Here is a 10,359-nt window from a genome sequence, read left to right on the forward strand (position 1 = left end):
ACTTAATAAGTCAAACAACAAGTTTCAAGGAGGTATTGAAGCAACAACTCATGCCAATGACAACCCAGCTTGTTGGTGAATGGACGGAGGATAAATGGGATTATTGGGTGTCTATGGCTCGTCGTGAGGGTAAATTAGATGCTGATGAATTGGCGATGGTAAGCCATTCTATGATGGTTGGTCAAATCAATGGGGGGTGCCAATTATATGTCCCTGAACATAACAAACAGATTGAAACAAGTTTTATTAATTTTGCCAAAAAATTCCAAAAAGAATTTGTAAGTAGTCAATTAAGCGATGAAGTGCCATTATTATCACAAAGCGAATTTAGAGCATTATCTGTACCAGCAGATAAACAAAAATTGCGCGAAAAACAGGTGCTAATGACAGTAACAAATCAGTTCTTAGAAAGTCCTGTATTGCAGTATTTACATTATTACAATTTTATTGGCAATGACCATGCTATTGGCAAGGTAAAATTGACTTTGGATTAAAATTTAGTATCAGGTAGGGTTTATGTATCCATTTCTTCGTTTGGCAAAAAACATTATTGGTAGTTCCATTGCTTATAAAAAATCCAAAAAGACAGGTCATGTCTTGGGGCTGACCGATACCACAGAGTATCGGTTTGTCGCTAATGTTAATGACATTGATAATTTTTTGGAGATGAATAATGGGCGGATTTTGACTTTATTTGATTTGGGGCGTAATGATTTTGCCATTCGTACAGGACTTGGCAAAAAACTTCTTGAAAGGCGTTGGGGCTTAGTGGTGGCAGGAAGTACCATTCAGTATCGCAAGCGTGTACGTCTTTTGGATAAAGTAACCATGAAAACTCGTGTGTGTGCCATTGATGAAAAATGGTTTTATATTGAGCAGACGATGTGGGTTAAGAATAAATGCACCTGCCACGTCCTACTTCGAACAGCGGTAACAAATATCATGACGGGCAAGCCCATCGCTACCAACGAGGTGCTAAGTGCATTGGATTATAACGACATTTGTTTGCCAGCTGACGAGTGGGTTAAGGCATGGATAGAGGCGGACAAATTGCGTCCGTTCCCACATTAAATAAAAAACCGAGTTGAAAAGAACTCGGTTTTATTGTGGCACCTTTTAAGGTTTGGTGCCATGATTGCGTTTACCTGCAAGAGTTTTATGCTCGTCAGTTTCGTACAAAGCACCAGCACGACCAACGATTAATGGATCAATGTTGCCGATGTTGGCATTATCTTTGCCTTCGTAGTCAAGTCGATTTAGTACATAACGCAAAGCATTTAGTCTAGCACGTTTTTTGCAGTCGGATTTAATGACAATCCAAGGCGACTCAGAAGTATCTGTTTCAAAGAACATGGCTTCTTTGGCGATGGTGTAGTCGTCCCATTTATCCAAAGAGGCTTTATCGACAGGAGAGAGCTTCCATTGTTTTAGTGGGTCGTGTTCACGGCGATGGAAGCGAACTTTTTGTTCTTCACGGCTGACGGAGAACCAAAATTTAATCAGCGTAATGCCAGATTGTGCCAAGTGTTTTTCAAATGCTGGCACTTGTTCCATAAAGATGCGATATTCCTCATCGGTGCAAAAACCCATGACACGCTCCACAACTGCTCGGTTGTACCATGAACGGTCATACAGCACAATCTCGCCACGAGTAGGCAGGGTTTGGACGTAGCGTTGGAAATACCATTGCCCACGTTCGGTTTCTGTGGGTTTTTCTAGGGCGACAACCCTTGCACCACGTGGATTTAGGTGCTCCATAAAACGTTTGATGGTACCACCCTTGCCCGCAGCATCTCGCCCTTCAAATAAAATGACGATTTTTTGTCCTGTGGTTTTGACGTGGTGCTGTAATTTTAGAAGTTCGATTTGTAGTTTGTATTTTTGGGCTTCGTAATTTTTACGGCTCATGCGGTGCTTATAAGGATAACCGCCATCACGCCAGTTGGGGGCTAACTCGGTATCCTTTGACTTATTAGCGCGCAGCTCGTGTTGTAATTGGTTGGCGGTATTTGCATTTGGTAGGTACTCTGCCAAGCGACCACCGATTTGAGCTAAGTCATCTGGACTGGCGTGACGCACTAACTCTTCAAGACGAGAGAGCGTGTCAGAAAAATCATCACGATATTCTAGCTGTTCTGGCTTTCTGCTTGATTTGGTGGTTTTTGGGGCGGTTGTCATCATCAGACTCCTTAGTGATAATGTGGATTTCATTTAATATTAACATAATAGTAACGGTTTAGCAACAATATTATGAGTGAATTCGGCGAATGCCATCACCCATCAGCATGCTCTCTCCATTGGCGATTTTTTTGACCTGAATTTGGGTGGGGATACGCTCTTTTAGGGATTGGACGTGCGAGATAATGCCGATGGTTTTACCTATGTCTCTTAGTGAGGATAGCGTTGATAGGGCAATATCCAATGCTTCGTTGTCCAAAGTGCCAAATCCTTCGTCTAAAAATAATGAGCCAATATTCATATTTTCGCTACTCATTTGCGACAGCCCAAGTGCCAATGCCAAAGATATGATAAAACTTTCTCCGCCTGATAGATTTTTGGTGCTACGGATTTCGCCGCCTTGTGCAGTATCAATGATACTAATATCAAGCAAATTTTGATTAAGGCTTTCATCATAAGTTAACACATAGCGATTATCCATTTTTTCTAATATTTGGTTGGCATGATACAGCATTATTTCAAGGGTTAATCCTTGTACAAAATTACGGTATTTTGAACCCTCTTTTGAGCCTATTAATTCATCTAATTTTGCCCAGATATTTAATTCATCTTTGTGGCGATTAATTTCTTGAATGATGGACTTTTGTTTTTCTCTTATGATGATTTCGGTGGCTAATTGCTGTTTTTTACCACCAATACTTGTTAACAGTCTATCATAATAATGTTGCAATTCTTCTTTTTTAATGTTTAATTGATTTAAATCTGTATTTGATATGTCGATATTTTGAGATGATAGTTCATTGAGCCGGCATTCCCAATATTGATGGTTCTTTTCAAGATTTCTAAGCTGGTAGTATAATTCTTGTTCTTGATTTTTTAATGATGATATCTCACTATCATTAAGACAAGACGACAAAAAATCATTAATATCATAAAAGTCATTTAGGATAATCTTGTCATTGAGAGTTTGTGATAATTGCTCAATGTTATTTGATGAGGCGTTTAGTAATTCAAGGTAATGGTTATTTTTTTCTTGTAATTTATGAAACTCTCGTTGTTGATGTTGGTAATCTTGGTGGAGATTATCGATTAACTGTTGGGATTTTTCTATTTCTTTGTTTAAATTATCCTCTTCAATATCGACATTTTTTTCTCCAAATAAATCAACTCTATGATTGATTTGATGACTGAGTTCTTGTTTTAGATGATTGGATTGACTGATGAGTTGTGATATTGTTTTTTCACAATCATTAATTCTTGTATTTTCGTTACCAATTTTAGCAATGGTTTGATTTAATTCTAAATCAAGTTTGTGTTTTTGTTGATGGTAGGTGTTTATTTTTTCTGCAATAAGTGATAAGTCTTGAATGTTTTTATTGAGGTGGTTTAAGACATCATTGTTAAGTGCCATTTTTGGTATTTGATGGGTGTCTAGTATCTGATTGATTTGATGTATGATTTGATGGGTTTTCTTGTCAAGAGTAGAATACGTTTCTTGATTTTTTAAAATATCTTTATTCATCATATCGATGTGCGATTTGATGAGTGTGCCTTCTTGGGTAATGATGTTTATTTCTTGATTGATCGCTGATATATCGTGATGATGATTGTGTATTGAATTTTCCAACTCTTTGAAATTTGCATAATTTTTTGTAATGAGTGATAATAATTCCTCATAATCATCATCTAGATTTTTGATGTGACTTCGCATGTTTTGTAAATCATTGTCGGTATATTTTTTTTGAGTAATGTCAAAATATTTTATTTTTATTTCTTCAAAAACTTTTGTTTTTTGAGTTGATAAATCTTGATGTTGTTTATTAAAATGGGTTATATCGCTATTGATGCCGATGATTTGATTTTGCTGTTGTTGCAGCTCTGCGTTCATTTGCTCTACTTTTTGTGTGGTGTGCATGATGGCTTGGCTAATATCATCATGATTTTTATGGATAAATGGATGTTGATACGCATAGGGGTGCTCTAACGAACCACAGAGAGAGCATGGTTCATTGTTTTGTAATTTTTCATAGTATTTTCTTAATATCAAAATCTCTTGATGGAGTTCATGATTTTTGTTGAGTGCTGATAGAGTATTGTTTTCATGATGAATTTCGTTATTTAGTTGCTCTACTTTTTTCTCGATGTTCAATTTATCTTGCTTGATTTGATGGATTTTATGTTCTAATGTGGATAATGTTTGCTCTAATTGTTGGTAGTTATGATATTCTTTTTTGAGTGTTTCAATTAAAAATTTTGTGTGTTTTATGTGATTTATTTTTTCTTGAAAATGTGTATTATAAATGGACATGCAATTTCCATCTATCTGATGATTGTCATCGATGATGTTGTATAATGTTTTGCTTGCTTCACTTTCTAATATTGTTAATTCATTTTGTTTTTGTTTGAGTGATAGTCTTTTTTGTAGCAATAAATCTCTTTTTGTGTTAATTTCTTGATTTTTTTTGTTGATTTCTGGCTGTTTTGTTTGTATATAGAGATTGATTTGTGAGGTGTTTTTAATGATGTCATCAAGCTGTGTGTATAGGCTTTTTAGAGTGCCTATATCTTGATTGATATTGATGTTGTGATATTTATTTAAAAATATCTCATGATTAATTATCTCTTGGGATAATTTTTCTTTATCATTAGCTAGATTTTTAAGGTTATCATGTATTTTTGACATTGTGGCTTTATGATTTGTGAGTTCTGTATTTAATTTGTCAAAATCAATTTTTTTATGATGAATGGCAACATCCATCTCTCTGATTTTTTTAAACAATACCAGAGAGTCTTTCTGTTGTTGTTTTTGACCCTCAATGATGGATTTTTGGTTTTCAATCTGAAAGACTGATTTTTTTAATAAATCATTGATATTTGATATTTTTTGGTTTAGCTCATCTAGGTTTGTTTTGTATCGTGTTTTATTGTTTTTTTCGTCAATGAATTTTTGGTAGATGGGTTGTAAATCTCTTGCTTTCTCTGCTTTTTTGAGAAGTATTGATTTTTCTTTGAATGATTTAATATTGTCTTTGGCAATTTGGATTTTGTGTTTGGTGTATTCAAGCTCTTTTGTTGCTTGGTTTTCTTGTTGGATAAGGTGGATTTTATTTTCTATGTCTTTAATCAGATTTTTATGGTCATTGATTTCTTTATCGGCGGTAGCAATAACGTCATTGAGATAAGAAAATTCTTCATCGCTCATGATGACATGTTCGCCAAGTCTTTTTTCTAATTGGCTAAGAGCTTCCTTTTTTTGTTTATGGACTTCAAAGGTTTTTTGACTGATTTTAGCATAAATATCTGTGCCAGTAATTTGTTCTAGGATTTCTCCTTTTTCGTTGGTACCTGCGGTTAAAAACGCCGCAAAATTGCCTTGTGCAAGCATGACTGAGCGTGTAAATTGCTCAAAATTCATATGCATAAGTTCTTTGGCTTTTTTATCACAGAGGCTCGGTTTGGTTTCGATGATAATACCTTCATCATTTGGGTGGGTTAATTGGCTGATTTGACGTTTGATGGGTTGTAATTTGCCATTAGGTTTTTGATTGGCTCGTCTTTGCTCAAAGCTAAAACGGTAAATTTTATCCCCAGAGATGGTGTTGATGAGCAGCACAACTTCACTATGGCAACTTCCTCTATCAATACTCATCAGTTCATTATGATTATTGCTGATGGTGTTAATTCTGGGGGTTTTACCATAAATTGCCAAACAAATGGCATCTAAAATGGTGGTTTTGCCAGAGCCTGTTGGTCCAGTGATGGCAAAAATACCCTCATTCACAAAGGAATCATTCATAAAATTGATGTGCCATTTGTCTTTCAGGGAATTTAAATTGCTAAATGTCAAAGAAAGTATTTTCATGGTGTTTTATTAAAATAGATGGTTAATTTGCCATATCATCTTGTTCATGAATGGATTTAATGATGTCTAAATAGGCGTTTTTTAGGATTGGTTTTTCATCATCGCAGATTTTTCTTTTATCCAGCAAATATTCAAAAACATCTATTTGGCTAAGATTTTTTAGATTTTTTGGGTGCCTGTTACCTTGATGGCTTTGTAAAATATGGCGTCGTTGGGTGGTGTTTTGAATGTTTAATGCCACCACCTTAGTGTCGGTCAGTAACCCTTTGATGTCTTGGGCGAAATTTGGGGCGAGAGTTGTACCTGTGTAGATGATTTCAGCATAGATGGTTTTGTCTTGGGCGATGAGTGGCGATAGTGCGGAGGTAATGGCGTCCATGTCGCCTTCTAATCGAACCAGTTCAACAAAAGTAGGTACAGACAGTGAGTAAATGGCGGGCATTTGGCATTCAAAGTCCACTACCAATACTTGCTTAGTTTTGCCTGCTTCGCCAAAACCCATCGCAATCGGCGAGCCGCAGTAGCGAACGTGGTCTTGACCAGCGACTTTTTGGGGGGCGTGAATATGACCTAAGGCGACATAGTCAAGACATTGATCAAAAATGTCAGCGGAAATCTGTCCTAACGTCCCCACAAAAATCTCTTGACGCATGCCATCATCGCTTGATGAGACGCTTGACCCTGCCACAAATAAATGCCCTGTGGCAATGATGGGAATGTTTTTGGCAAGTTGCGTGCGTTTTATTTGGGCGTGATGGGCAAGTGTTTGATAATGTGTGGCAATGCCTTGTGCGGTCTCTTGTTCACGTTGTCCCACCGCCTCAAAACTGCCACCTGACCGCACGTCCTTGTCCCTAAGATAAGGAATGGCTAGGATGATGGCTTGGGGGTTTTGGTTGTGGTCGCATAAAACCAACATCTCGTCGGTAAGATTATCCGTGATTTGTCCGATAACTTGTACGTTGAGTGATTTTAAAATGGCTTTTGGAGCATCTAAAAAAGTAGGGCTGTCATGGTTGCCTGCAATGATAATGACATGTTGGCAGGGGCTTTTGGCGATGTTGCCCAAAAATTCATAATACAACTCTTGGGCTTTATTGCTGGGTGTGGCGGTGTCAAAAATATCGCCAGCCACAATCAAGGCGTCTATTTTGTGCAAGTTGATTTGCTCAAATAGCCAATTTAAAAACGCCTCAAACTCATCATAACGGCTTTGGCTAAATAACCGCTTGCCAATATGCCAATCAGAGGTGTGTAGTATACGAAAGGTATTTTTGGGTTTTTTGGGAATGGGGTTGTCCATATTTTAGTGGTGTGGGAAAATATCGTTAAGTGTATAGAAAAAGACCGCTGATTGCAAGCAGTCTTATGATGGGTATGCACAGACGTGCAATGATGGGGCTTAGACGACAGTTTTGACGGTTTTGGCCTTATCAAGGGCGGTGTATAGGCGATTAACCTCGTCGGCACAGCTTAGATGTAGGTTGACTTTAAGAGCGTGATATTTGCCTGTTCTTGATGGGCGAATTTGTATGCTGGCAGGGTCAAAATCTGGAAAAATCTCCGCCAAAATCAATGTAACCTCATGACGCAGGCTGTCGTGCTCCCCTTCGTGTCCAATGATGCTCATGGGATAGTCCATGGGAAAATTCCACAGCTCGGGGTTTTGGATTTCGGTGCGTTTGGCATTGGGTAGGGTGGTTGGGGCATTTAGGTTGGTTAGTTTTATGCTCATGATTATCTCTGTATTAATAAAGATAAATGCTTAATAAGGGTATTGGTCAAATTTTCAAGGCTTTTAACGTATTGATAGATGGCGTATTTTTATAAAAAATGTTATAATTTAAAAATTTTAATTTTAAGCATAAATCATGACCATTCGCACCCCCAGAGAACTAAACCACGCCCCTCGTAAACGTTTTGGGCAAAATTTCTTACACGATACGAGCATCATCCGCCAGATAGTTGATGGCGTGCGTCTGTCTCGTGGCGATAATTTATTGGAAATCGGGCCGGGTTTGGGGGCATTGACCGAGCCACTTTTGGCAGAAGTGGATGGCATGACGGTCATTGAGCTTGACCGTGATTTGGCAAATTCACTACGTATCAACATTGGGGCAAACAGCCACCCTAACTTTACCATCATCAATGACAACGCCATGCACATCGATTATCGTGCTCTTGCCGAGCAGGTGAGGCGTGGGGCGTTTCGCGTGGTGGGCAATCTGCCTTATAACATCTCAACGCCGATTTTGTTTCGCTTGCTGGAATTTAGCGATGTCATCACCGACATGCACTTTATGCTCCAAAAAGAAGTGGTTGACCGCATTACCGCCGAACCGAGCACCAAAGCCTATGGGCGACTATCTGTTATCATGCAGTATTATTGTCAGGCGGATTATCTTTTGACCGTACCCAATGGGGCATTTAACCCACCACCCAAAGTTACTTCGGCGGTGTTTCGCCTGACACCCTTTAAAGCTAAACCTTTACAAGCCCAAGATGAAAAGCTCTTTGCTGATATTGTGCGTGAGACGTTTAACCACAGACGTAAAACCTTGCGAGCGATTTTTAAAAGCGTGAGCCTGTTGCCCACCTTAGACGATGAGGATTTTGCCAAAGTGGATATCAGTCCGCAGGCACGTCCCGAGACATTGAGCGTGGCGGATTTTGTCAAATTGGCAGATTTGGCATTTGAAAAAACTAAGCAAAATTGATAAAATAATTTATTTTATAAAATATAAAACATGAATACAGTAACCAAAACATACCGCCATGAATACGTGATTGGTGATTTGCAGGGCTGTTTTGATGCCTTCAATCGCTTGCTGGTGGCGTTGGATTTTGATGAAAATTTGGACAAGATTTGGCTTTGTGGCGACATCGTGGCACGAGGCGAGGATTCGCTTTCTACACTTAGACAAGTCAAAGCCCTATCAGACAAGGGGGCGTTGACGACTGTGCTTGGCAATCATGACATCACGCTCATCGCCACATGGCGGGGGATTTTACCCATTAAGCCTAAGGACAACACCGCACCGATTTTTACCGCACCTGATTGCGATGAATTGTTAAACTGGCTGCGCCGTCAGCCTTTTTTGGTGTGCCCTAACGACAAAACGGTACTGACCCACGCAGGCATACCGCCTCATTGGAAAGTCAAAGGTGCCAAAGCCTATGCCAAAGAGTTACAGATTCAATTTTCAGGCAGTTTAAAACAGCTCGATAGACTGCTTCCCAATCTTTACAGCAAAAAAGCGGACGTTTGGTCGGATAAATTGCATGGTTATGACCGCATGCGAGCGATTGCCAACTATTTTACTCGCATGAGGTTGTGCGATAAAGAGGGTATGCTTGAATTTTCATTCAAAGAAACGCTCGGAGATAAGATGCCCAAAGGGTTTCGCCCTTGGTTTGAGTGGGAAGTGCCAAGAAAACGTAAGATTTTGTTTGGGCATTGGGCAGGGTTAAAAGCACAAATCGCCACCGACAAAGTGCGTTCGCTGGATGCAGGGTGTGTGTGGGGCGGTCAGCTTTTGGCATATCGTTTGGCTGATGAAAAGATTATCGTTGTAGATGGTATTAATAATAAGGGGAATGATGATGAATGATATGCGTTATCGCAGACGTGTTCAATGCATGGCGGTGTTTGGATTATCTGTTTTGCTTGTTGCTTGTGCCAACCAGCCAACTTATCAGTCTACCCAATCCACAACCAAAACTTCCACAGCCCAAAAAAATATCCCTCAGCGTTATCAAGTGCAAAGTGGCGATACGGTTTCTAAGATTGCCCAGCGTTATGGTTTGGATTGGCGAGAGCTAAGTCGCATTAACCGCCTAGATAGTAACCACACCATCAGAGTGGGGCAGTGGCTGACCTTATGGGAGAGTGGTAAAACCACTACTTCTGCTAAAAATACCACATCCTCTGTCGCCACCCAAGCCCCCAGAGTGATTACTGTTAAAAATCCTATGGTGGGAAGTGCAGGTGTCATGCAATTTGAATACCCTGTCAATAAAAGCAATCGAGTGGTGCGTCATTTTGGCGAGGTGGCGAACATTAACGGTGTGGACACCAAATCTGAGGGCATGTGGTTTGTGGGACAGGGTGGAGACCCCATCATGGCATCACGAGCAGGCACGGTTATTCATGTCGATAACGCCAAAGCGGGGAGTGCTGTGAGCATTTCTCATGCCGATGGTTTTGTGAGTAGTTATTTGCACGTAACAGACATTCGTGTCAAAAAAGGACAAAGCGTCAATGCAGGCGAGCATATCGCCAAGATGAAGCAACAAAACAACGGTGCGGTTTTGATGGA

Annotated in this window: 8 protein-coding genes and 1 pseudogene; 5 read left to right on the forward strand and 4 right to left on the reverse strand. The window is 39.5% G+C overall.

The window, feature by feature from the left end; genetic code table 11:
- Positions 1-494: pseudogene (locus Q4B79_RS00005) on the forward strand (hypothetical protein); the annotation flags it as partial.
- A gap of 22 nt (positions 495-516) precedes the next feature.
- The gene (locus Q4B79_RS00010) at positions 517-1,071 is read left to right on the forward strand and encodes an acyl-CoA thioesterase (protein ID WP_303084369.1); all 555 of its coding nucleotides are present in this window, start codon (positions 517-519) and stop codon (positions 1,069-1,071) included.
- A gap of 45 nt (positions 1,072-1,116) precedes the next feature.
- Here the strand turns inward: Q4B79_RS00010 and ppk2 are convergent, their stop codons facing one another.
- From ppk2 to Q4B79_RS00030, 4 genes are all read right to left on the reverse strand, one after another.
- Complete coding sequence (gene ppk2 / locus Q4B79_RS00015) at positions 1,117-2,178, reverse strand: polyphosphate kinase 2 (protein ID WP_303084370.1); 1,062 nt, start codon at positions 2,176-2,178, stop codon at positions 1,117-1,119.
- Positions 2,179-2,248: 70 nt separating this feature from the next.
- Entirely contained in the window at positions 2,249-6,040 is a 3,792-nt protein-coding gene (locus Q4B79_RS00020; RefSeq protein WP_303084371.1) for an AAA family ATPase, read from the reverse strand.
- A gap of 22 nt (positions 6,041-6,062) precedes the next feature.
- A complete protein-coding gene (locus tag Q4B79_RS00025) occupies positions 6,063-7,343 on the reverse strand; it encodes an exonuclease SbcCD subunit D C-terminal domain-containing protein (RefSeq protein WP_303084372.1) in 1,281 nt (426 codons plus the stop codon).
- 99 nt (positions 7,344-7,442) lie between these two features.
- Complete coding sequence (locus Q4B79_RS00030; protein WP_303084373.1) at positions 7,443-7,775, reverse strand: YbeD family protein; 333 nt, start codon at positions 7,773-7,775, stop codon at positions 7,443-7,445.
- Between the two features lie 136 nt (positions 7,776-7,911).
- Here Q4B79_RS00030 and rsmA point away from each other — a divergent pair, with 136 nt between their 5' ends.
- From rsmA to Q4B79_RS00045, 3 genes are all read left to right on the forward strand, one after another.
- Positions 7,912-8,757 (forward strand): 16S rRNA (adenine(1518)-N(6)/adenine(1519)-N(6))-dimethyltransferase RsmA, encoded by an 846-nt coding sequence (gene rsmA, locus Q4B79_RS00035; RefSeq protein WP_303084374.1) that lies wholly within the window; start codon positions 7,912-7,914, stop codon positions 8,755-8,757.
- Positions 8,758-8,787: 30 nt separating this feature from the next.
- The gene (locus Q4B79_RS00040; RefSeq protein WP_303084375.1) at positions 8,788-9,651 is read left to right on the forward strand and encodes a symmetrical bis(5'-nucleosyl)-tetraphosphatase; all 864 of its coding nucleotides are present in this window, start codon (positions 8,788-8,790) and stop codon (positions 9,649-9,651) included.
- A partial coding sequence (locus Q4B79_RS00045; RefSeq protein WP_303084376.1) for a M23 family metallopeptidase occupies positions 9,644-10,359 on the forward strand: 716 nt, incomplete at its 3' end. The genes Q4B79_RS00040 and Q4B79_RS00045, both read left to right, overlap by 8 nt.

The organism is Moraxella sp. (assembly GCF_030525845.1).
Classification (GTDB): domain Bacteria; phylum Pseudomonadota; class Gammaproteobacteria; order Pseudomonadales; family Moraxellaceae; genus Moraxella.

What these genes read in the sequence shown, in the direction of transcription:
- Q4B79_RS00010 (WP_303084369.1), top strand. Translation starts at nt 517, where the DNA reads ATGTATCCATTTCTTCGTTTGGCAAAAAACATTATTGGTAGTTCCATT.
- ppk2 (WP_303084370.1), bottom strand. Translation starts at nt 2,178, where the DNA reads ATGACAACCGCCCCAAAAACCACCAAATCAAGCAGAAAGCCAGAACAG.
- Q4B79_RS00020 (WP_303084371.1), bottom strand. Translation starts at nt 6,040, where the DNA reads ATGAAAATACTTTCTTTGACATTTAGCAATTTAAATTCCCTGAAAGAC.
- Q4B79_RS00025 (WP_303084372.1), bottom strand. Translation starts at nt 7,343, where the DNA reads ATGGACAACCCCATTCCCAAAAAACCCAAAAATACCTTTCGTATACTA.
- Q4B79_RS00030 (WP_303084373.1), bottom strand. Translation starts at nt 7,775, where the DNA reads ATGAGCATAAAACTAACCAACCTAAATGCCCCAACCACCCTACCCAAT.
- rsmA (WP_303084374.1), top strand. Translation starts at nt 7,912, where the DNA reads ATGACCATTCGCACCCCCAGAGAACTAAACCACGCCCCTCGTAAACGT.
- Q4B79_RS00040 (WP_303084375.1), top strand. Translation starts at nt 8,788, where the DNA reads ATGAATACAGTAACCAAAACATACCGCCATGAATACGTGATTGGTGAT.